Genomic DNA, 22,517 nt, shown 5'->3' with positions numbered 1-22,517 from the left:
CCATTGTAGCGGAGAGTGAAGTTGACAACTGGTCAACTAACAAACAATCACATCAGCGTAAGAAAAGATCGCGCAGGTAATGCGGCACGGCGTTATCCGCGTTGATGCCGATCACCTCAAGTTCGGGATACAGGTCTTTCAGACGCTGGTGCGCATTGCCCATGATGCAGCCTTTGCCCGCCATCGTGAGCATTTCAGCGTCGTTCATTCCGTCGCCAAAGGCGATACACTCTTTCAGGCTGTACCCCATCGCCTGAGCGACCGCTTCCAGCGCATGACCTTTCGACACTCCGCCCGCCATCACTTCCAGACAGGTTAGCGTGGAGAAGCTCACGTTTACCCGATCGCCCCAGCGCGCGTTAATCGCCTGCTCCAGCGGCAACAACTTTTCATGAGTGTCGCTGGTGAAAAACACTTTGCTGACGCCCTCCGGCTCCAGCAGCGCAGGCTCAAACAACGAGTAGTTAAATACCGCCTCTTTGAAAAAACGCATTTCATCGGGGCGATGACGATTCATAAACCATTCGTCGTCGCGATAAACGTTAGTCACGATGTCCGGGTTCGCATTCACCACCCCGAACAGGTCTCTGGCAATGTCGCTGTCCAGATTATGCGTAAAAACCAAATTCCCGTCGGTATCGTGCACTCGCGCGCCGTTGGAGGTGATCATGTAAGACTTGATTTCAAGATTATCGCGGATTTGCCCTACATCGACATGATGACGACCAGTGGCAAAGACAAAATGGATGCCGCGTGCGGTCAACAGCTTCAGAGTCTCTTTGGCATAAGGGGACAACGTATGGTCGGGGGAGAGCAGCGTGCCATCTAAATCAGACGCAACAACCTGATACATAATAAAATTTAACCTCTAAGCAAAGCGATTTCCGCTGGATAAATTAGGCTTGTTGAAAAATTCAACAATGGCGTTAAGCGCGACTGAGCGCATGGCGTCCTTTTCAAAAAGGATCTCATGGTACGCGCCTTTGATAACCAGCGGTTTTCCCCCTTCACAAGGGTATCCCGCCGCGGCGCGAATTTCACAAAAACGATCGTGGGTGCGGTTATCCACTACCCGCTCTTCTTCCGCCTGAATCAGTAGCGTAGGCGTCGTGTCATCGCTCGCCCCAGCCAGAACCTGCTCACCCGCCAGAATGCCTTCGCGTACCCAATGCCAGGTGGGGCCGCCAACGCGCAGCTGCGGCTCGTCGGCATAAAATCGTAAGTTGCGCTGATAACGCTGGCGGCTGTGGGTCAGCGCATTCATCCCAAACGGCAACGCCCGCCACTGACCGGTACCAATAGCGTAATCTTCACGGATACGCTGGTGCCCTTCGGCCCAGTCGAGAATATGGCGCACCATAAAGGAAGGCAAGCGTATCACAATACCAAACATCGGCGCGGTGAGCGCAATAGCGTCGCACCGCACACGATGGCGTTGCAGGAACAGAGTGGCTATCGCGCCCCCCATTGAGTGCGCCAGGATATAACGCTTACGCCACGGCCCCGGCTCAATTTCCTGCTGCCAGAACGCCGCTAAGTCCTCAACATAATCGTTAAAATGATCGACATGACCCCGATGCGGGTCCGATAACATCCGCCCGGAGCGCCCTTGACCACGGTGGTCGATGATGAAGATATCAAAACCGAGATGAAAAAGGTCATACGCCAGTTCAGCGTATTTTACATAACTCTCAATGCGGCCAGGACAAATGACGATCGTCCGATCGTTGGAATCATTTCGAAAACGGACAAAGCGCACCGGAATGTTACCCACGCCGATAAACTCCGCCTCTTCCCGCTGACGCCAGAAATCGGTCAGCGGCCCCATAGCAAAAGCGGCAAACGCATTTTCTCTTGTTTCCCAGTCATTTTGCTGCTGAAACATCGGGTTTTCGGCCTCGTTTACCAGGTAAAATCGTTTTTTGCGTCGTGCCTGACACAACACAGCGGCAGTAGCGTATTGTGGCACAAAAACAGACAACCAGGGAGTTTCGCATGACCTTTGAATGGTGGTTCGCCTATCTACTGACCTCAACTCTGCTGAGTCTTTCTCCGGGTTCAGGCGCCATCAATACCATGACGACGTCTATCAACCATGGATATCGTGGCGCAGCGGCTTCTATCGCCGGACTCCAGACCGGGCTGGGGATACATATCGTACTGGTGGGCGTCGGACTGGGTACGCTCTTTTCGCGCTCGCTCATCGCTTTTGAAATTCTGAAATGGGCTGGCGCGGCTTATCTTATCTGGCTGGGTATCCAGCAATGGCGCGCCGCAGGCGCTATCGATCTGCATACCCTCGCCCAGACGCAATCGCGGGGTCGACTGTTCAAACGGGCGATATTTGTCAATCTAACCAATCCCAAAAGCATTGTCTTTCTTGCCGCCCTGTTTCCGCAATTCATCATGCCGCAGCAACCGCAACTGGCGCAGTACCTCATTCTCGGCGTCACCACGATTGTGGTGGATATGATTGTGATGACCGGTTACGCCACGCTGGCGCAGCGCATTGCCGCCTGGATTAAAGGACCAAAGCAGATGAAGGCGCTGAATAAAGCGTTTGGCTCGTTGTTTATGCTGGTAGGCGCGCTCCTGGCGTCGGCAAGACACGCGTGATAGTCGTGCCGGATGATGTTTATCCGGCCCGGAAGTAAATTAGCGCGAAATAATCAGGTGAATACCAAAGCCCGCAAACAGAGCGCCGGCAAAGCCATCAATCCATTTCGCCAGACGCTGATAGCCGCGGCGCATTTTCGGCAGCGCGAACAGGCTGGCGACTACGGTAAACCAGGCCAGCGTTTCCAGGGTAATTAACGCGAAAATACCCCAGCGCGCCGCAGCGCCGACGTTATCGCCGACAAACAGTGAAAAAACGGAACCAAAATAGATAATCGCTTTCGGATTCGACAGATTGGTCAACAGCCCTTTGAGAAAGCTGCGCCCGCTCTGCGCCAGTTCAATATGCGGAGAAGACGCCGCCGCATCCTGTTTTTTCAGCGCGCCGTGCAGCATCTGATAGCCCATCCAGCACAGGTACAGGCCGCCACCTACCATAATGATCGTATGCAGCCAGGCCATTTTTTCGATGATGAGATGCAGGCCAAGCAGCGCCACGCCCGCCCATACCATCACGCCGCAGGTAATACCCAGTACGCCCATCATCGCTTCTTTACGCGAACGGCTGACGGCAGTTTGAGACACGAAGAAAAAGTCGGGGCCGGGGCTCATTAGCGCAACGATGTGCACCATTGCCACGGTGAAAAATAGCATCAACATAAAAATGGCTCGCGGGGAAATAGTTCAGTGAGTCACCATCCTGGCACTTTTTTGCCGGGCTGACTACTCTTCGTCATCACCATCGACATGCGCGCGGATGAGCGCCATGAATTCTTTCCCGAAGCGCTCCAGTTTGCGCATCCCAACCCCGTTAACGCTTAACATCTCGCCGGCGGAAACCGGCATCTGTTCCGCCATTTCTATCAGCGTGGCGTCGTTAAAGACCACATACGGCGGGATATTCTCTTCATCAGCGATAGCTTTACGCAGCTTGCGCAACTTAGCGAACAATTTGCGATCGTAATTACCGCCGAACGATTTCTGCATCACGCGGGGTTTGAGGGCGACGATGCGCGGCACCGCAAGCTTTAGCGGAACGTCTCCACGGAGTACCGGACGCGCGGCATCCGTCAACTGTAATGCGGAGTGCTGCGCAATATTTTGCATTACCAGCCCCAGATGAATGAGCTGGCGAATCACGCTCACCCAGTGCTCATGGCTCTTTTCGCGTCCCATGCCATAAACCTTGAGTTTGTCATGACCGAAATCGCGGATGCGTTGGTTATTCGCGCCGCGGATCACCTCGACAACGTAGCCCATGCCAAAACGCTGGTTAACCCGACCAATGGTAGAAAGCGCAATCTGGGCATCGTTTAAGCCATCATATTGTTTGGGCGGATCAAGACAGATATCGCAGTTGCCGCACGGTTCTTGTCGGCCTTCGCCAAAGTAATTAAGCAATACCAGGCGTCGGCAGGTTTGCGCTTCGGCAAAAGCGCCCATCGCATTCAGTTTATGCCGTTCAATATCCTGAAGCTGTCCGGCTGGTTTCTCTTCCAGACAACGACGTAGCCAGGCCATGTCAGCCGGATCGTAAAATAGCATGGCTTCCGCAGGCAGTCCGTCGCGCCCGGCGCGGCCCGTTTCCTGATAGTAGGATTCAATATTGCGCGGGATATCGAAATGCACAACGAAACGTACGTTAGGTTTGTTTATGCCCATTCCAAAAGCGACGGTCGCCACCACGATTTGCAGATCGTCGCGCTGAAATTTTTCCTGCACATCGGCGCGAATAGCGTTTTCCAGCCCCGCATGATAGGCCGCCGCGCTAATGCCGCGACTTTGCAAGCGCGCGGCGGTATCTTCCACTTTCGCCCGACTGTTACAGTAGATGATACCCGATTTGCCGCGTTGCTCCTGAACATAGCGCATTAGCTGGTCGAGCGGCTTAAACTTCTCCATCAGCATGTAGCGGATATTCGGTCGGTCAAAGCTACTGATCTGGATTAACGGATCGTTAAGCCCAAGCAGACGAATAATATCCTGGCGCGTGGTGTCGTCGGCGGTGGCGGTCAATGCCATGAACGGCAAAGCGGGAAAACGCTGGCGAAGCTGACCGAGAGCCGCATATTCCGGACGGAAATCATGCCCCCATTGCGAGATACAGTGCGCCTCATCCACCGCCAGCAATACCGGATTCCAGTGCGCCAGATGATCAAGAAAGTTGTCCAGCATCAGGCGTTCCGGCGCAATATACAGCAGACGAATCTGTCCGGTACGGCACCCCGCCATCACCTCAAGCTGCTGCTCGCGGCTTTGAGTGGAGTTCAGACAGGCCGCCGCCACACCGTTCGCCAGTAGCTGATCGACCTGGTCTTTCATCAACGAGATCAGAGGCGAAACGACGACGGTCAATCCATCCAGCAACAACGCGGGGATTTGATAGCACAGAGATTTGCCGCCGCCGGTGGGCATGACGACCAGACAGTCGCGACCGGAGAGCGCAGTATCAATAATCGCTTCCTGGCCCGGGCGAAACTGTTGGTAGCCAAAGGTTTCCTGCAAAACCTGTTTGGCCCCTGATTCCAGATTCAACACTTCCGCCTGCGCCACATTAACCCCGTTCACCATAAATCAAAACAGGCGCTATTTTCAGCGCCTGCGAGAGAAACTGCAATGTTTAAAACACGATCCAATCAGAAGATATCGTTAAGCATCACGCCGACGCCGACACGTGTCTGATTAAAATTATAGTCGATCAGCGATTCGCCATAGCCGCTGTACACCTGGGTATAAAGCCGGACATGTTTAGTGACCGGATAGCTTAATCCAACTTCCGCGCCGCCGTAGCCTGTATTCCAGTTGTACTGGCCTTTGGCGCTTAATACCGCCTCGCCCAGGTGATAACCGATTTTAAGCTGGTAATAACCCATATATTTGGTGATGTCCGGATTATCGTCGGTACTGCCAATCACGTACCACGGTTTGACCTCTACCAGCCAGTTACCGTTTTCGGCCATCAGACGGGTATACAGACGGTTCCAGCTACGCGAGGTGGGGTCCGAACGTCCGTTAGAGTCATGGTTGTAGCCCATCTCTACGTCACGCAGCGTCCAGCCGGCAAAGCGATAATCGGTAGCAAAACCAAGAAAAAGCTGCGGTTCGTAGTTGGTTTCGCGAAACGGCGAAGACTCTTTACTGTTGGAAAGCTGCCACCAGGATTTCTGCGTATAGGAAGCGCCCAGTACCGAGTTCGGCCCCAGTATTCCACGCCACAGCGGAAACGCCAGGCTCAACTGAAATTTCACTTCATCTTTACGTGCGTTTTCAGACCAGTTGTAGGTACTTATGGCCTCTTTGTTCAGATCGCTGGTGTTCGTGTAGATCAAGTAGTTCGTGTCATAAGGGTAAAGCGTAAAAGGGTTATCATGCTCCTGTAGCATGTTAGCGATGATGCTTCCCCGTACTGCAGGCGCATCATGAACCTCTTTTATCGTAGCTTCTTGTGCATATGCCGCTAATGGCAGTAGCGTGGCTGGCAACAACCCTCTCAAAATCGCCCGCATTCTTGACGTTCTCCTGACGAAGTATTTTCAGCTTGAATCATTCTCTGCCAACCATTTTTACATATTTACACACATAGCCGTTAGTTATCCCTTCTTAAAGTAGAAAACAACAATTAAGAAGCATAATATCAACATTTCATTAACCAATGAGGTGTCAGGAATCTATGTCCGCTGTACTTACCGCTGAACAAGCTCTGAAATTAGTGGGTGAAATGTTTGTCTACCACATGCCGTTTAATCGGGCGTTAGGGCTGGAGCTGGAACGCTATGAAAAAGCGTTCGCCCAACTGGCCTTTAACAACCAGCCGATGATGGTCGGCAACTGGGCGCAAAGCATTTTACACGGCGGCGTGATCGCCTCTGCGCTGGATGTCGCCGCCGGACTGGTATGCGTCGGCAGCACGCTAACTCGCCACGAAACCATCAGCGAAGATGAACTACGCCAGCGCCTGTCGCGGATGGGAACGATTGACCTGCGCGTCGATTACCTGCGTCCGGGCAGAGGCAACCGCTTTACGGCCACCAGTAGCCTGCTGCGCGCAGGGAATAAAGTGGCCGTCGCCCGCGTGGAATTACACAATGAAGATCAGCTGTACATCGCCAGCGCCACCGCTACTTATATGGTGGGATAAAAGCAGGTAAAGTGTTGTTACACTTCAGATACGAGTTTTCCGGATGGACGCAAAACAAACACGGCAGGGCGTATTACTCGCTCTTGCCGCCTATTTTATTTGGGGGATCGCCCCCGCGTATTTCAAGCTGATCTATTACGTTCCCGCAGATGAGATCCTGACGCACCGCGTGATTTGGTCATTTTTCTTTATGGTGGCGCTGCTTAGCGTCAGCCGGCAGTGGCGACAGGTGAAGCGCTTACTGAAAACGCCAAAGAAGATTTTCCTGCTGGCCCTGTCCGCCGTACTGGTCGGCGGTAACTGGCTATTATTCATTTGGGCGGTAAATAATCACCATATGCTGGAGGCCAGCCTGGGTTATTTCATTAATCCACTGGTTAACATCTTGCTGGGGATGATTTTTCTTGGCGAACGCTTCCGTCGAATGCAGTGGCTGGCGGTGATTCTGGCGGTGTGCGGCGTGCTGGTGCAACTCTGGACCTTTGGCTCGCTGCCGATTATCGCGCTGGGGCTGGCGTTTAGTTTTGCGTTTTACGGCCTGGTGCGTAAGAAGATCGCCGTTGAAGCGCAGACGGGTATGCTGGTCGAAACGCTATGGCTGTTGCCGGTCGCGGCAATTTATCTGTTTGGCATTGCGGATAGCGCCACCAGCCATATGGGGCAAAACGCACTATCGTTGAACTTGCTGTTAATGGCGGCGGGTGTGGTCACTACGATTCCGCTGCTGTGCTTCACCGGAGCGGCTACGCGTCTGCGTCTTTCTACACTGGGCTTCTTTCAGTATATCGGCCCAACGCTGATGTTTTTACTGGCGGTGACGTTTTATGGCGAAGTGCCGGGCGCGGATAAGATGGTGACATTTGCGTTTATCTGGGTCGCGCTGGCGATTTTCGTGATGGATGCTGTCTATACCCATCGCAGACCGCGCATGAAAATGTAGCGTTTTTTGCCGGATGGCGACGTAAATGCCTGATCCTGTAGGCCTGGTAAGCGTAGCGCCACCAGGCACAATATTACAGCCAGTTCTTGCGCTTAAAGTACAGATACGGCGCAAGCCCCGCCAGAATCATAAAGATAATCGCGCCTGGATAACCAAAGCTCCACTTCAGTTCCGGCATAAACTCGAAGTTCATCCCATAGCTGGAAGCGACCAGCGTCGGCGGCAGGAACACCACGGAAACCACCGAGAAGATTTTGATAATGCGGTTCTGCTCGATGTTGATAAAACCCATCGCCGCCTGCATCAGAAAGTTCACCTTCTGGAACAGCGATTCATTGTGCGGCAGCAGAGATTCGATATCGCGCAGGATCTCACGCGCCTGCTCCAGCTGCCCGCCCGGTAAGCGCGCCTTGCGCACCAGGAAGTTCAGCGCGCGCTGGGTATCCATCAGACACAGGCGTACCTTCCAGCCGATATCTTCCAGTTCCGCCAGCGTGGAGAGCGCTTCGTCGTATTCATCGCCCTGATGCCCTTCCATAATGACGCGGCTCAGTTTTTCCAGATCGCTGTAGATGTTTTCGATTTCATCCGCTAACTGTTCAATTTTGGTTTCGAACAGATCGAGCAGTAATTCGTATGCATTACCGTCGACCATCGCCTGGCTGCGGGCGCGCATACGATACAGACGGAAGGCGGGCAGTTCGCGTTCACGCAGCGTAAACAGACGGCCATCGCGAATAGTGAATGCCACCGTAGAGTTACCGGCATGATCTTCCGCATCTTCGAAGAAGAAGAAGGAGTGGATATGCAATCCGTCTTCGTCTTCAAAGAAGCGCGCGGATGCTTCGATATCTTCCAGTTCAGGACGCGTCGCCAGACTCTGGCCCAGCTCAGATTGTACGCGCAATCGCTCGTCGTCGTCCGGTTCGACCAAATCAACCCATACGGCATCAATCAGGCTTTGTGACTCCTCGACTTCCAGCCGGGTCAGTCGGTTTTTTTCCAGTTGAAATGCGCTCAGCATGACCGGGACTCCCAATGCGTAAAAATATCGGACAGTTCAGATGGGCACACAGAAACAAATTGGGTTTCAGACCATTAAACAGCCTGACTCAACGCGACGGGAAAAAATGAAAGGTCGCTGACAACCGCTAAGGCTATCAGCAAAAAGGGATAGCCTTAGGAGTTGATCCTGGATAACAGGATAATGAGCCAGTATCTACTGGGTGTGTCCAAGGCGAATGTCCTCTTAGCGTAATCGTGGGCGCATGTTACGCCAGCAAAAATTTGCCGTCAACACGCAACGAAACGCGAAAAAGCAATAATTTCCCCTTATGCAGAAAGGTTAGCAGAGTGAGAGTATTTATCTATGATTTCAGAATATTAACATCACTATATCGCCGGATGGCGGCTTCGCCTTATCCGGCCTACAAATCAAAATGTTAGCCAGCGCGTAGGCCGGATAAGAGGTGCCATCCGGCAATATGAGAGCCGGTCAAACCGTTTCCAGCTTCGCATACGCGGCAACCAGCCATTTGATCCCTTGCCCCTGAAAAGCCACCTGCAACCGGCTATGCTCGCCGCTGCCCTCCAGGTTGACAATAGTTCCCTCGCCGAACTTCGCATGGCGCACGCGTTGGCCGAGTTTGTAGCCTGTGTCGTTTTCCGCCAGCGGCGTTCCCATTCGTTGATGGCTCACCGGACGACTGACGGTGGCGCGCAGACGGACCTCTTCCACGCACTCCTCCGGCAGTTCGCCGATAAAACGCGACGGGCGATGGTAGACCTCTTTACCGTACAGACGGCGAGTTTCGGCATAGGTTAGTGTCAGCTTCTGCATGGCACGGGTAACGCCGACGTAGGCCAGACGACGCTCCTCTTCCAAACGCCCGCCCTCATCCAGCGACATCTGGCTGGGGAACATGCCCTCTTCCATGCCGACGATAAACACCTGTGGAAACTCCAGGCCTTTGGCCGAGTGCAACGTCATCAGCTGTACCGCATCCTGCCAGGTATCCGCCTGCCCCTCGCCCGCTTCCAGCGCCGCGTGAGAGAGGAAGGCCTGCAACGGCATCAAATCTTCATCTTCGTCGTTGTAGCTGAACTGCCGCGTCGCCGTCACCAGTTCCTCTAAGTTTTCGATGCGCGTCTGGCCTTTCTCGCCTTTTTCTTGCTCATACATGGTGCGCAGGCCGGAATCTTTGATCACCCGGTCAGTCTGCACATGCAGCGGCATGTCGGCGGTTTCCTGCGCCAGGGCATCGATCAGTTCCATAAAGCGTTGTAGCGCGCTGGCCGCACGCCCGGCCAGGGCTTTTTCCTGTAACAATTCACGGCACGCTTGCCACAATGTTAGCTGGCGATCGCGCGAGGTCTGGCGCACCACGTCCAGCGTGCGGTCGCCGATGCCGCGCGTCGGGGTGTTCACCACGCGTTCAAAGGCGGCATCATCGTTGCGATTGGCAATCAAACGCAGATAAGAGAGCGCATCTTTGATCTCCTGGCGTTCGAAGAAGCGCATACCGCCGTAAATCCGGTACGGCATACTGGCCTGTAATAACGCTTCTTCCAGCACGCGCGACTGGGCGTTGCTGCGATAAAGGATGGCGCATTGCGCAAGCGCGCCGCCGTTGTCCTGCCAGGTTTTGATACGGTTAACCACAAAGCGCGCTTCATCCAGTTCGTTGAAAGCGCAGTACAGCGATATCGGTTCGCCATCAACGCCGTCAGTCCATAGCTTTTTACCCAAACGCCCGTTGTTATTCTCAATCAGAGCGTTCGCCGCGCTAAGGATGTTGCTGGTCGAGCGGTAATTCTGCTCCAGACGAATGGTCTGCGCGCCGGGGAAATCATTGAGGAAGCGCTGGATGTTCTCTACCTGGGCCCCGCGCCAGCCGTAGATCGACTGGTCATCGTCGCCAACGATCATTACCTTACCAGTGTCGCCCGCCAGCAGACGAACCCAGGCGTACTGAATGTTGTTGGTATCCTGGAATTCGTCCACCAGGATGTTAGTAAACCGCTCGCGATAGTGTTGCAGGATGTGCGGCTTGTTCAGCCATAGTTCATGAGCGCGCAGCAGTAGCTCGGCGAAATCCACCAGACCAGCGCGATCGCACGCTTCCTGATAGGCCTGATACACCTTCTGCCAGGTCTGCTCCACCGGGTTGCCATAGCTTTGAATATGGTGCGGGCGTAGCCCTTCGTCTTTCTGGCTATTGATGTACCACATCGCCTGACGCGGCGGCCACTGCTTCTCATCAAGATTCATCGCCTTAATCAGGCGTTTAAGCAAACGCATCTGATCTTCGCTGTCGAGAATCTGGAAATCCTGCGGCAAATTAGCGTCCATATGATGCGCGCGCAGCAGGCGGTGCGCCAGACCGTGGAACGTCCCTACCCACATTCCGCCCTGGCTGGTCCCCATCAACTGGCCAATACGATGGCGCATTTCCGCCGCCGCTTTGTTGGTAAAGGTCACCGCCATGATGGAATATGGCGAGTTGTTTTCTACGCTCAGTAACCAGGCGATACGGTGCACCAGCACGCGGGTTTTCCCGCTTCCCGCGCCCGCCAACACCAGCATGTTGCTACGTGGCGCGGCCACCGCTTCGCGCTGTTTATCATTAAGGCTGTCGAGCAGGTAAGAAACGTCCATTGGCACCGCCGCGTAAAAACATGAAAACTAAAAACGCCCGGTGGCGCTTCGCTTACCGGGGCTACTTATCGTAGGGCGGATAAGCATAGCGCCATCCGCCAGAATAACTGGGAATATATACAGAACTACTGGTGATTATATCAGCGAGGTGAGAGATGCCAACCGCGAAATTTCGATATGCGGCAGTAAACGGCTGCCCTGCGTCCGCATCAGGTCGGCATTTTCAGGTTTAATCCAGCAGGCCTGCATCCCACAGCGAATAGCGCCAGCCACATCGGTAGTCAGATCGTCGCCGACATGCAGGATCTCGCCGATCGGCACATGCAGTTTTTCCGCCGCCAGGAAATACATGTCGCTAAACGGCTTGGAACGTCCATCCGGGCCGGCGCGCAGTACAAACTTAAAGTAATCGCCGAGGCCAAACAGTTCCGGCTGGGCGTTGCCGTTAGTGATCGCCACCAGCGGCCATTTTTTCGCAAGCTGCTGTAACGTCTCATGGGTAGCCTGCGGAACCTCAATCTGGCTGCGCCATTTGGCAAAATGCATCATCGCCGCATTCGCGCCGGCAATGGCCTCCTGCGCCGATAATCCCGCATCCCGCATGGCCTGCTCTATCGCACGATGGCGCCAGCGGGTAACATCATGATAGATTTCCGGCTCCGCTTCACGCACCGCCTGCCGTATCCGCTGTAAATCGACGTTTTGAAACGAACGTAGCGACGGGTGATAATTTTGCATAAAAGCGAGCGCTTCCTGCTCAGTACGCAAAATCACCGGACGGTTATCATAAAGGGTATCATCCAGGTCAAAGGTGAGCGCGGCAATACGCCCCAAAGGCCGGTAAAAACGCATTATTTCCCCCGTTTAGCGCGCGGATGCGCCGCGTCGTACACTGAAGCAAGATGTTGAAAATCAAGATGAGTATAAATTTGGGTGGTGGAAAGGTTGGCATGACCCAGCAGCTCTTGCACGCCGCGCAGATCGCCGCTCGATTCCAGCATATGGGTCGCAAACGAATGGCGCAGCTTATGTGGATGCACGTGGCTGTTTAGCCCCTGCTTTATGCCCCATTCAGCGAACCGTTTTTGGACATTGCGCGCGGAGATACGCTTGCCGAGCTTCGACAGGAATAACGCCTCTTCATCGCTGGCGAACAGTCCGCGCAGATCCAGCCAGTGCTCAATCCATGTCACCGCGTTACGGCCAATCGGCAGGCGTCGCTCTTTGCTGCCTTTACCCATTACCCACACTTCGCCGGTATCAAGATCGAGGTGCTTTATATCCAGGCCAACCAGTTCGGATAAACGCAGTCCCGCGCCGTACATGACCTCCAGCATCGCCCGGTCACGTACGGCGAGCGGATCGTTAAGATCGATGTCCAGCAGGCGGTTAACGTCGTCGACATCAATATTTTTCGGCAGATGACGCGGCGCTTTCGGGGCGGAGACGCCCTTCGCCGGGTTAGCTTTCAATTCGCCCTGACTGACTAACCAGTCAAAAAAGCTTCGCAATGCCGAGAGACGTAGCGCCAGACTGGCAGGGCCAAGCCCTTTGCGCCGACTGCGCACCGCAAAACTGCGCACAATCGCAGCGTCACATTGTTGCCAGCTTTTCAGCCCGGTTTCTCCGGCTAAAGCGATAATGGCATCAAGCTGACGCTGGTAGTTCTGCAGGGTAATGGGGCTAAGCTGGCGCTCCACGCCTAAATAGCGCAGGAACCGCGAGACATCCTGAGAAAGCGCGACATCCGTCATACGCGTTTAATCCAGCGTTCCAGCAGCTCCGGCAGCATCAGCGCGATCTCCTGTAAAAGCTGCGTCCCCTGCTCCGGCTGATAGTGGTGCGGGTCACGGCTGCTGAAGAGAATCACCCCGAGGTCGCCATCGCTGCCCATCATCGACATGGCTACCGAGCCTACTGCCTTCGCCTCCGGCAAGACTACCAGCAGTTCCGGACCGTTTAGCGGGCCAAGATAATGCTGCGACTGTCCCAGTCGTTGAATACGCAGCGGCTCAAAGGCCTGACGGTTTAAAGCCAGATGCGTATAGCGCGATGGCGCGCCAAGACGCCACCGATCCGGGAACAAACGCAGCGTCGCGCCGGCAAGCCCCAAATCGCGCGCCCAGCGGTGAAACCGCACCAGCATCTCATCCAGACTATCCGCGGCGACCAGACGGCTTTGCAGATGCAGCAAGCGATAAAACAGGCTTTCATTGGCATGAGCCTGTTCCATCAGCAGCGTCATATTTTCTTCAAGCACATTGATATGATTACGCGCGCGGGCCATATGCCACTCAACGAGCGAAACCGTTCCCCGCACGGGATGTGGAACACGCATCGCTTCCACGGCATGGGCGTTACGGATAAAAAACTCAGGGTGGTGGCGCAGGTAATCGACGACCGCTCGATCGTCCAGTTCCGTGAGCGTTTCCTGTAGTTCTTCCTCTGGTTGCTTCATAAATGGATAAATCCGTCGTAGATATGTGCCGCCGGACCAGTCATGTATAACGGATGACCCGGACCTTTCCAGGCGATATCCAGCCGACCGCCCGGTAATTCCACGCGTACTTCTTCAGCCAGCAGCCCCTGCTGAATCCCCACGGCAACGGCAGCGCACGCGCCGCTGCCGCACGCGCGGGTCTCCCCTGCGCCGCGTTCATAGACTCGCAGCCGGATATGCTCGCGTCTTACAACCTGCATAAAACCAATGTTGGCGCGTTCCGGAAAACGCTCATGGCTTTCCAGAACCGGCCCCAGCGTTTCAACGGCCGCCGTGTCGACGTTATCAACCTGAATGACACAGTGCGGATTGCCCATTGAAACCACGCCGCACAGTATGGTCTGTTCCGCCGCTCGCATAATATACGTCTTTTCCGCTTTGTTGGCGCGAAAAGGCACCTGCGCGGGTTCAAAGTTTGGCTCCCCCATATTCACCCGCACCAGTTCATCTTCCGTGACGCTCAGTACCATCCGGCCATTCGCGGTACTGACCCGAATGTCGCGTTTATTGGTTAGCCCTTTCAGGCGAACAAATCGCGCGAAACAGCGCGCGCCATTGCCGCACTGCGAGACTTCACTGCCGTCGGCGTTGAAGATGCGGTAATGAAAGTCCAACTCAGGATCATAGGGCGGCTCAACCACCAGCAGCTGATCAAACCCTACGCCCAGGTGTCTGTCGGATAGCCGACGAATCAGTTCCGGCGAAAAAAAGACATTCTGCGTTACCGCGTCGACGACCATAAAATCGTTGCCAAGGCCATGCATTTTAGAGAATTGCATCATTCACTCCGTTCACGCGGGGACAGAAAACTATCCTCAGTAATTGACCTGGGACGGGCCATCTCCCGTTGCGCGATCGTTCTTATCGGGCATCGTGGACTGCGTTTGCGAATCGACTTTTTTCGTCGGCGGCGGCGCATTTTTATCGGCTGGCGGGAAATAAAGCGGCCCTTTCAAACCGCAGCCCGTCAGGCTGAACAGAGTCAGAAGTACAGCGAGTGTCTTAAACACGTTTTTCATTATGGATTGCCTGTAAGTTCATGCTTTCTATTTTCTATCATCGCAGGAGAAGGCGTAAAAGCAAGCGTTTAGGGGCTCTTTATAAAATCTGAAAAGCGGCGCGTTGCCATGATTATTGCGCATTTACATCAGGGAACATGCTTTGCTAATCACTTTAGGTTTACGTACCACGTCCGGATGACCTTATGCAATATCGTAATTTGTTTTGCCTTTTTTCGCTTTCACTTCTGCTGCCTCCCGCCTGGGGATGCCGGCTGAGTGAATCTCCGCACAATGTTTATCAACGGCAAGGCAGCGGCGTGGTTTATCTCCAGCCAGAAGAGGAGAACAATCTTTCGTTGCCGGAGGTGAATTTCAAACGCCTGCGTCGGTTACCCAATTCATTGATTAACCCGGCAACTCAGGATGAGTGGGACAGGGAACCACCGCTCACCGACCTGACGACCGATCACGTTCATACCGGTGCACAGGCTATCTTCCCGCACTTTTCCTACTACAGCGACGGACGCGTTATTCTGTACGGTGGAAAAATCATGCGTAATCCGCCGGGGACGCCATCGGTAGATGTCGCCTCATTTCGCGCCTTTGGCAAAATCGGTGTTGATAAAAATAGTCTCTATTACGAAGGCAAACGAACGGATGACAACGGCGGCGAAAACCGCGTTAATTTACAGTCATTGCGCAAAGTTGAATTCAGCAGCCAGTGGAAACCAGACCTGATGGGCTTGACGCTGCGCGACGATCGCTTTCTTTATGTCGAAGGGCATCGCCTGAGCGACCCGGACAGTTTCACCGTTCTGGCGCAAAAGCCCTGGGATCAGCACGGTAAATTTTCCGCCACATTTAATCCGTGTGTCGCTGTCCCCTTTGGTCCCTGGGATACGCTGGCCCGCACGCGTACAAAAATAATGCTCAATGGCGAACTATTGGATGCCGATCCGGATACCTTTTCCGTGGTGCGCTGGATGCCCGGTTCTCTATTGACCTGGCGCGATAAAAACGGCTTGCACCGTTACGTTCTCAACCAGAACAACCTGGATTGGGACATGCAAATTGAAAAACACTGTGATGCGTTCAACCTGCAGGAAAAACGCGTGCTGTGGCGTAAAGGACCGGAATGCAAATTTGCCGAAATCCCCGGCCTTGACCCGGAACAATTTCATCCGCTCAGTAATGCGGTGGCGCAGTATCAGGATCGGCTTTATGTCATCAGGAAAACGGAATTCGGCGAAAACCAACTGGATGTCGTCACGCTGGATAACCCAAATCTGGTAATAGACAAGCGTTTTAATGCCGGGCGGCATCACGGTTATTTACTCACTAAAACGCGATCCGACTTTAAGGAAGAAGACGGATTGCAGGTATTCGAGTCGGCTGGCCCGCTTATTCTGATGGACTATCACGTTCCGGGCGAGACAGAAGCGCATCTGGGCGACAGCCCACATTACAAAAAATGGTACGCGCGCGACGATCGCTATGTTTACGCGTTTGATGGCGCTCAACTGTGGCGCTATCCCACGCCCAATCCCAAAGCTCTACGCGTGAAATGGCAAACAGCGTACTCAGGATACGGCTATTGGGTGGATTACCGCATAGCCCAGTTAGATGGCGCTCTCATGGAGGATGGCTCTTTTATCGCCACGGGTATCCCGCGCGATCCTTCCGTAAAAACAGCCTATGTTAAAACCGATGGCACCTTTGACATCGGCAAAACAGCGGTTCGCTGGCGCAAGGTTCTGTCACCTGACGGCGAGTGGGGTCGTTGGCAAACCATTCCCAACGTTGACCCGAGTCAGTTTCATCTGGTTAACGATCGCATCGCGCAATATAAGAACCGGCTATACATTGCGAGGCTCTCACCTTTTGGCGAAGACCAGTTGGAAACGCTGGAACTGGATAGCGCAACCCCCTTCCTGAACCGGAAAATTAACGCCGGAAAAGAGCACGGCTATTTTATGCGTGATAGCCAACAAGGTCAGGGTATTCAGATCTTTAGCATCAATGGGCCGCTAAAAGTCACCGAGCGTTTTGCGTATGACAACCGCTACGTTTATACGTGGATTGGCAGCCAGCTTTACCGAACAGCATCCCCCTGCCCGGATAAGACGCATACTCTGAATAGGAACGTCAGGTACACCAACAATAAAGACATCATCATCATAACGCAGGCACAGGAATGCCAAAAATCACGCCGCTAAGCCGTTTTGCGCGCTTGGATAAACATTTGAAAAACGCCCTTCGGGGCGTGGGGATCGGTTCATGCATTTACGTCATTATTGAAAGCATTATGCACGGCACGATAAACGGTGTTGAAGCTGCCGGAGTCCTGACGATAAGCGCGGTACTCGGTCTACTGAGCGCTCTTTTGGATATCAAAGCAAAGCCACGCTATCCCCTAATCCTGCTGCATTTTCTCCTTTGCGGCAGCTGCGTCGTGCTGATGGTAGCAATGCTGTCGGCTCTGAACCATTTCCCGGTTAATGCGTCCGTTATACTTATCACCAGTGCGCTATTTATCGTCATTTATCTACCGCTGGGTTTTATCCTTTACCGCTCACAACGGTAATTCGTATCGGTTCCAGAAGCTGACGCTTCCCCTTATACTGGCGATATCACTCAATAGCGAGATAAAACAATGAACGACAGTGAATTTCATCGCCTGGCTGACGCCCTGTGGCTCACCATTGAAGAACACCTCGATAACTGGGACGGCGACAGCGATATCGACTGCGAAATCAACGGCGGCGTGCTGACCCTCAGCTTTGAGAACGGCAGTAAAATCATTATTAACCGTCAGGAGCCGCTGCATCAGGTATGGCTGGCGACCAAACAGGGCGGCTATCACTTTGACCTGAAAGGCGACGAGTGGATTTGCGATCGCAGCGGCGAAACCTTCTGGGATCTGTTGGAACAGGCGGCGACGCAGCAGGCGGGTGAAAAGGTGAGCTTCCGTTGATTTATTTGCCGGATGCGCTTTGCTTATCCGGCTTACTGTAGGCCCGGTAAGGTGTAGCCGCCACCGGGCAAAAATCCTCAGGAAAAATACTGCTGCAATAGCGGCGCGTCATGATCCTGGTTTGCTGGCGGCACGGTGTTGATAGGCTGCGTACGGAATGGGATCACCTGCTCGCGGCCATCAGTTTTCACTATCTGGTAGAACTGCGGCAGGTTAAAGTTGATAAAACTGGAGCCATACGTGAAGCGATCGTGCGATGACGAATAGAAGCGGCTGACGTCGCGCACCAGTTCTTCCTTGCTACCTTCGCAGTGGTGATACACTTCCGCCCGGTTACTTTCATCCAGAATATAAATATTAAAGCCTTTCTCATCACCCGTTTCTTCAAAGAAGAACTGGATAATCCCTTCGCTGGCGAAGCCATCCACCACTGACGGCAATTTCACCTGGTTGGTTTCCACCTGTACCGACAGCCCGTGCAGCTTGTTATGCGAAATCGCGCCGTAGAATTCGATAGCGTTCTCCAGCTTCTGCACCGAGACATTCAAGCGTTCGAAGAATAGTCCCCACGTCTGCCCGGAAACCCGCAGCGCCTTGAATCGACCGGTCTCCTGACGGGTGCTGGAAAGACGTAGCTCGATACATTCGGAGACCAGTTGCTGCACGCGGGTGCGAATCAGACCGCGAAGATGCTGACTGTAGCAGAACACCTCCACGCTATCCGGCGGCGCGGCATCCTGGTGCATTTTCCCCAGAATCGTTTTCAGCGCTTCGATCATCGCCTGCTCGCCGTTAAAGTGCAGAGTACGCACTTCGTTCCACGAGTTGCGATATAACAAGTCGATACTGCCTATCAGACAGTTTTGCTCTTCGCCAAAGCTGAAAACGTCCAGCTTACGGAAGTCAAAATGGACCACTTTATTGCGAAACGCCGCCGTCGGGTCATATTCGAGGTTAACGATAATCGCCAGATGGCGAATTTCACAGGGGCTGTAGAGCGCTTTCGGCGTTGGAGCAGGCAAGCGCAGCGGGAAATGGTGCGAAACATCGGCGACCATCTCCTGCAACTTAGGCAGGTCGACAATACCGTTGCCCTTAATAAACAGATGCGTTCGCGACGTCAGCAGGCCGTTGAACCACGCCCACGCGACCAGCTTATTAAGATAACGGTTATATTCCAGCGGCTGATGGCTGATGATGGAATCCATGTTCGGCGCGCGGTTGTAGAGATACCAGCCTGAACGGTTGGCGCGTCCCGGCGGCACATGGATAAAGGTTAAATTCGGCTCGGACAGATCCGGCGATATCTGCGGGTTCACCAGCGTGACTTTACCCGGCAACGCTTCAAAAGCGGCGTACAGCTTACGCGTCAGTACGCCGATATCCTGCGGGCTGGCACTCACGCTGAGGTTGTTGCGCCGCGCAAAGCGAATCAGATTACGATAGCTCTGCATCATGGCGTCGAGCAATTCGTTGTGGGCTTCGCGCACCTGATCGATTTTCCAGTTTGCGCGATTATCGAGCATGGTCAGACGCGCGTCGTCCCATCCCCACTCGCTGACTAACTGGCTTAATACTTCCCGACGCCAGCCTACGCAGGCACGCTCGCGACTTAATTTCTCGCACACTTTCAGGTAAAAGCAGCGGCGGACTAAATCCAGCCGCGTCGGATCTTCAATCGCCGTCAGGTATTCAGTGACCCGTTCCAGCATCATGCAGTAGGGATCGAGTCCAAACGATACGATTTCACCGTCATGCAGACGTTGTTTAATATCTTTCGCCAGCAGACGTGGGTTGGGATATTCCCATGAGTAGGCTTCCAGCAGCAGCGTTTTCAGCACCGCTTTGTACGGCGAGTCAATGCTCTTGTATAGCTGCCACAGGCTGGCGCCAAAGTACTCTTCGGCGGAGAGCGAGCTTAAGCCCCCCAGATCCAGCCATTCGTTTGGCGTTAATACGCCCTGCGCGTAGAGCGTCATGACATAGTCGTCGTAATGCTCTTCTTCGTCGCACGGCACCATACTCCACAGGATACGCTTCCCGGCCAGGCGCACAGCGGTACGATAAAACTCATCAAGCAACAGGATATGCTGCGTAGAACCACAGTCTTCCCCGCCCAGACTGCCGCTTTCGTTATGGCGGAAACGGTTCTCGTCGATCAGGAAGAAGCTCACCTCAACGCCAAGCGAGGCGGCCCAGCTTTCCAGCAGGCTACACTTACGTTGCAGCAACTGACGCTCTTCGCCGTCGAGCCAGGACTGATGGCACACCCAGATATCCAGGTCGGACGAGCAGCTCTGCCCGACCGAGGAGGTGCTACCCATAGTGTAAACGCCGGTAATCGGCAGCTCGCCCTTCGGTGGGTCCTGCGGCGTCATACCGCGGTACAGCTCAAGTTCGTTCAGATAGTGGCGTTGGGTTTCATCAGGCGTGTAGAAGCAAATACCGCTGGGAACGTTACCATCAAGGTAACCCGGCATCAGTGGATGGTGATAGTGCAATAATGTCGGCAGAAGACTGTAAACCTGCTGAAAAGCGGGTCCCATGGCAGCAAGCGCGCGATCCACACGCAGTTGATTTATGGCATCCAGTCTCTGTTTCAGAGTCTCAATATAGAGGTACAAGACGTATCGCCTGATGTTGCTACCCGTCATGGTGCAGGTCAGTACTTAACCGTCGCCATTCGGGATAAACCGTATGTCAAAAATAACCGTTACCCTTTCTCGCCTGCATATTTTTATCTAATACCGACGAAAAAATGGTCTAAAACGTGATCAATTTAACACCTTGCTCATTGACCGTAAAGAAAGATGCGCTACATACAAGTGTAGCACCGTTCGCTGCGTGTAAATTCTTAAATACGGGCTGGCGGTTTCTCGTCATTATTCACTGTCATTGACGACACTGCGCCTTATCCTCTCACTCACGGTGACCGGAAAACTAACATACTCTCTATAAGGATGTTAGGATGGTCAATGATTGATAATGACGGTAACAAGCATGTTAGACAATGTTTTAAGAATTGCCACACGCCAAAGTCCCCTTGCGCTTTGGCAGGCACATTATGTCAAAGACGCATTGATGGCAACCCATCCGGGACTGACGGTAGAACTGGTGCCGATGGTCACACGCGGCGACGTGATTCTCGATACTCCCCTGGCGAAAGTGGGCGGTAAGGGACTGTTTGTTAAAGAGCTTGAAATCGCGCTGCTGGAAAAGCGCGCTGATATCGCCGTGCACTCTATGAAAGACGTTCCGGTGGCCTTCCCGGACGGTCTCGGTCTGGTGACCATTTGCGAGCGCGAAGATCCGCGCGACGCGTTTGTCTCGAATAAATATCACAGTCTGGACGATCTGCCCGCGGGTAGTATCGTCGGGACGTCCAGTTTGCGTCGCCAGTGTCAACTGGCGGAACGCCGTCCGGACCTCATTATCCGTTCGTTGCGCGGCAACGTCGGCACACGTCTCGGCAAGCTGGACAACGGCGACTATGACGCCATTATCCTGGCCGTGGCCGGTCTGAAACGCTTAGGTCTGGAGTCGCGCATTCGCACAGCCTTGCCGCCCGACGTTTCGCTTCCTGCCGTAGGCCAGGGCGCCGTCGGGATTGAGTGTCGTCTTGACGACGCGCGAACACAGGCGCTGCTCGCACCGTTGAATCACTCGCAAACCGCGCTGCGCGTAACGGCGGAACGCGCTATGAACACCCGCCTGGAAGGCGGGTGTCAGGTGCCGATTGGCAGCTATGCAGAAATCATCAACGGCGAAATTTGGCTACGCGCGCTGGTTGGCGCGCCGGACGGTTCGGTGATGGTGCGCGGCGAACGTCGTGGTTCTCCCGAGCAGGCGGAGCAAATGGGCATCTCGCTTGCAGAGGAACTGCTGGAAAACGGCGCGCGCGCGATTCTGACGGAAGTTTATAACGGCGAGACGCCCGCATGAGTATTCTGATCACCCGCCCCTCTCCCGCAGGGGAAGCGTTAGTGAGCCGTCTGCGCGCACTGGGGCAGGTGGCCTGGAGTTTTCCACTGATTGAATTTGTCGCCGGTCGGGAGCTACCCACCCTGGCCGACCGCCTGGCGACTCTGACGGAAAACGATCTGGTTTTTGCCCTTTCACAGCACGCCGTCGCCTTTGCTCACGCCCAGCTCCAGCGGGATGGTCGAAACTGGCCTGCGTCGCCGCGCTATTTCGCGATTGGCCGCACCACGGCGCTCGCCCTTCATACCGTTAGCGGGTTCGATATTCGTTATCCATTGGATCGGGAAATCAGCGAAGCCTTGCTACAATTACCTGAATTACAAAATATTGCGGGCAAACGCGCGCTGATTTTGCGTGGCAATGGCGGCCGCGAACTGCTGGGCGAAACCCTGACAGCTCGCGGAGCCGAAGTCAGTTTTTGTGAATGTTATCAACGATGTGCGAAACATTACGATGGCGCGGAAGAAGCGATGCGCTGGCATACTCGCGGCGTAACAACGCTTGTTGTTACCAGCGGCGAGATGTTGCAACGGCTCTGGTCGCTGACTCCCGAGTGGTATCGTGAGCACTGGTTACTACGCTGTCGGCTATTGGTCGTCAGTGAACGTCTGGCGCACCTCGCCCGGGAGCTGGGCTGGCAAGATATTAAGGTCGCTGATAACGCCGACAACGATGCGCTGTTGCGCGCATTACAATAACTCTCATAATG

Annotated in this window: 22 protein-coding genes; 8 read left to right on the top strand and 14 right to left on the bottom strand. The window is 54.1% G+C overall.

Going from position 1 to position 22,517, the window contains the following annotated elements:
* Positions 1–52 precede the first annotated feature (52 nt).
* A complete protein-coding gene (gene yigL, locus NAZ64_RS20275; RefSeq protein ID WP_023233069.1) occupies positions 53–853 on the bottom strand; it encodes a sugar/pyridoxal phosphate phosphatase YigL in 801 nt (266 codons plus the stop codon).
* Positions 854–868: 15 nt separating this feature from the next.
* Positions 869–1,885, bottom strand: coding sequence for a lysophospholipase L2 (gene pldB, locus NAZ64_RS20270; protein ID WP_000487685.1), 1,017 nt, complete (start codon positions 1,883–1,885; stop codon positions 869–871).
* Between the two features lie 110 nt (positions 1,886–1,995).
* Here pldB and rhtB point away from each other — a divergent pair, with 110 nt between their 5' ends.
* Positions 1,996–2,616 (top strand): homoserine/homoserine lactone efflux protein, encoded by a 621-nt coding sequence (rhtB, locus tag NAZ64_RS20265; RefSeq protein ID WP_000142520.1) that lies wholly within the window; start codon positions 1,996–1,998, stop codon positions 2,614–2,616.
* A gap of 39 nt (positions 2,617–2,655) precedes the next feature.
* Here the strand turns inward: rhtB and rhtC are convergent, their stop codons facing one another.
* The 3 genes from rhtC to pldA form a co-directional block, all read right to left on the bottom strand.
* Positions 2,656–3,276 (bottom strand): threonine export protein RhtC, encoded by a 621-nt coding sequence (rhtC, locus tag NAZ64_RS20260; protein WP_000928812.1) that lies wholly within the window; start codon positions 3,274–3,276, stop codon positions 2,656–2,658.
* A 63-nt stretch (positions 3,277–3,339) separates the two neighbouring features.
* The gene (recQ, locus tag NAZ64_RS20255) at positions 3,340–5,169 is read right to left on the bottom strand and encodes an ATP-dependent DNA helicase RecQ (RefSeq protein WP_001518200.1); all 1,830 of its coding nucleotides are present in this window, start codon (positions 5,167–5,169) and stop codon (positions 3,340–3,342) included.
* An 83-nt stretch (positions 5,170–5,252) separates the two neighbouring features.
* Complete coding sequence (gene pldA / locus NAZ64_RS20250; RefSeq protein WP_001201692.1) at positions 5,253–6,122, bottom strand: phospholipase A; 870 nt, start codon at positions 6,120–6,122, stop codon at positions 5,253–5,255.
* A 164-nt stretch (positions 6,123–6,286) separates the two neighbouring features.
* Between pldA and yigI the strand changes: the two genes are divergently transcribed.
* Together yigI and rarD are read left to right on the top strand one after the other, a co-directional pair.
* Positions 6,287–6,754: an acyl-CoA thioesterase YigI gene (yigI, locus tag NAZ64_RS20245; RefSeq protein ID WP_001277136.1), complete on the top strand. Its 468-nt coding sequence runs from the start codon at positions 6,287–6,289 to the stop codon at positions 6,752–6,754.
* Positions 6,755–6,797: 43 nt separating this feature from the next.
* The gene (gene rarD, locus NAZ64_RS20240; RefSeq protein ID WP_000339079.1) at positions 6,798–7,694 is read left to right on the top strand and encodes an EamA family transporter RarD; all 897 of its coding nucleotides are present in this window, start codon (positions 6,798–6,800) and stop codon (positions 7,692–7,694) included.
* Positions 7,695–7,767: 73 nt separating this feature from the next.
* Here the strand turns inward: rarD and corA are convergent, their stop codons facing one another.
* The 8 genes from corA to lptM all read right to left on the bottom strand — a co-directional run bounded on the left by corA (position 7,768) and on the right by lptM (position 14,871).
* Positions 7,768–8,718, bottom strand: a complete 951-nt coding sequence (gene corA, locus NAZ64_RS20235; RefSeq protein ID WP_000947139.1) for a magnesium/cobalt transporter CorA — start codon at positions 8,716–8,718, stop codon at positions 7,768–7,770.
* 155 nt (positions 8,719–8,873) lie between these two features.
* Complete coding sequence (ysgD, locus tag NAZ64_RS20230; protein ID WP_213083418.1) at positions 8,874–8,930, bottom strand: YsgD/CorL family protein; 57 nt, start codon at positions 8,928–8,930, stop codon at positions 8,874–8,876.
* A 259-nt stretch (positions 8,931–9,189) separates the two neighbouring features.
* Positions 9,190–11,352 carry a DNA helicase II gene (gene uvrD / locus NAZ64_RS20225; RefSeq protein ID WP_000383436.1) on the bottom strand — a complete coding sequence of 721 codons (2,163 nt, stop codon included), beginning with the start codon at positions 11,350–11,352 and terminating at the stop codon, positions 9,190–9,192.
* A gap of 135 nt (positions 11,353–11,487) precedes the next feature.
* Positions 11,488–12,204, bottom strand: coding sequence for a 5-amino-6-(5-phospho-D-ribitylamino)uracil phosphatase YigB (gene yigB, locus NAZ64_RS20220; RefSeq protein WP_483641021.1), 717 nt, complete (start codon positions 12,202–12,204; stop codon positions 11,488–11,490).
* Positions 12,204–13,106 carry a tyrosine recombinase XerC gene (xerC, locus tag NAZ64_RS20215; RefSeq protein WP_000132877.1) on the bottom strand — a complete coding sequence of 301 codons (903 nt, stop codon included), beginning with the start codon at positions 13,104–13,106 and terminating at the stop codon, positions 12,204–12,206. The genes yigB and xerC overlap by 1 nt, the downstream gene beginning before the upstream one ends.
* Positions 13,103–13,810 (bottom strand): DUF484 domain-containing protein, encoded by a 708-nt coding sequence (locus tag NAZ64_RS20210; RefSeq protein ID WP_061376690.1) that lies wholly within the window; start codon positions 13,808–13,810, stop codon positions 13,103–13,105. The genes xerC and NAZ64_RS20210 overlap by 4 nt, the downstream gene beginning before the upstream one ends.
* Positions 13,807–14,631 carry a diaminopimelate epimerase gene (gene dapF, locus NAZ64_RS20205; RefSeq protein WP_001160671.1) on the bottom strand — a complete coding sequence of 275 codons (825 nt, stop codon included), beginning with the start codon at positions 14,629–14,631 and terminating at the stop codon, positions 13,807–13,809. The genes NAZ64_RS20210 and dapF overlap by 4 nt, the downstream gene beginning before the upstream one ends.
* A gap of 36 nt (positions 14,632–14,667) precedes the next feature.
* The gene (gene lptM / locus NAZ64_RS20200) at positions 14,668–14,871 is read right to left on the bottom strand and encodes an LPS translocon maturation chaperone LptM (RefSeq protein WP_000799903.1); all 204 of its coding nucleotides are present in this window, start codon (positions 14,869–14,871) and stop codon (positions 14,668–14,670) included.
* A 185-nt stretch (positions 14,872–15,056) separates the two neighbouring features.
* On the opposite strand from lptM, the gene NAZ64_RS20195 reads away from it, so the two are divergent.
* The 3 genes from NAZ64_RS20195 (at position 15,057) to cyaY (ending at position 17,827) form a co-directional block, all read left to right on the top strand.
* Entirely contained in the window at positions 15,057–17,069 is a 2,013-nt protein-coding gene (locus NAZ64_RS20195; protein ID WP_220569521.1) for a hypothetical protein, read from the top strand.
* A complete protein-coding gene (locus NAZ64_RS20190; protein ID WP_111769644.1) occupies positions 17,048–17,437 on the top strand; it encodes a DUF3021 family protein in 390 nt (129 codons plus the stop codon). The genes NAZ64_RS20195 and NAZ64_RS20190 overlap by 22 nt, the downstream gene beginning before the upstream one ends.
* Positions 17,438–17,506: 69 nt before the next feature.
* Positions 17,507–17,827 (top strand): iron donor protein CyaY, encoded by a 321-nt coding sequence (cyaY, locus tag NAZ64_RS20185; protein ID WP_076935981.1) that lies wholly within the window; start codon positions 17,507–17,509, stop codon positions 17,825–17,827.
* Between the two features lie 77 nt (positions 17,828–17,904).
* On the opposite strand, the gene cyaA is transcribed toward cyaY, so the two are convergent.
* Complete coding sequence (gene cyaA, locus NAZ64_RS20180; RefSeq protein ID WP_000281719.1) at positions 17,905–20,451, bottom strand: class I adenylate cyclase; 2,547 nt, start codon at positions 20,449–20,451, stop codon at positions 17,905–17,907.
* Positions 20,452–20,827: 376 nt separating this feature from the next.
* Between cyaA and hemC the strand changes: the two genes are divergently transcribed.
* Both hemC and hemD read left to right on the top strand, forming a co-directional pair.
* On the top strand, positions 20,828–21,769 hold the full coding sequence (gene hemC / locus NAZ64_RS20175; RefSeq protein WP_001521319.1) for a hydroxymethylbilane synthase: 942 nt from the start codon (positions 20,828–20,830) through the stop codon (positions 21,767–21,769).
* Positions 21,766–22,506, top strand: coding sequence for a uroporphyrinogen-III synthase (gene hemD / locus NAZ64_RS20170; RefSeq protein ID WP_000025494.1), 741 nt, complete (start codon positions 21,766–21,768; stop codon positions 22,504–22,506). Before hemC ends, hemD begins: the two co-directional genes overlap by 4 nt.
* Positions 22,507–22,517: the final 11 nt, after the last annotated feature.

The organism is Salmonella sp. A1325 (genome assembly GCF_056991255.1).
The sequence above is the reverse complement of the archived record's forward strand: the minus strand, read 5'-3'. Positions and strand labels throughout refer to the sequence as shown.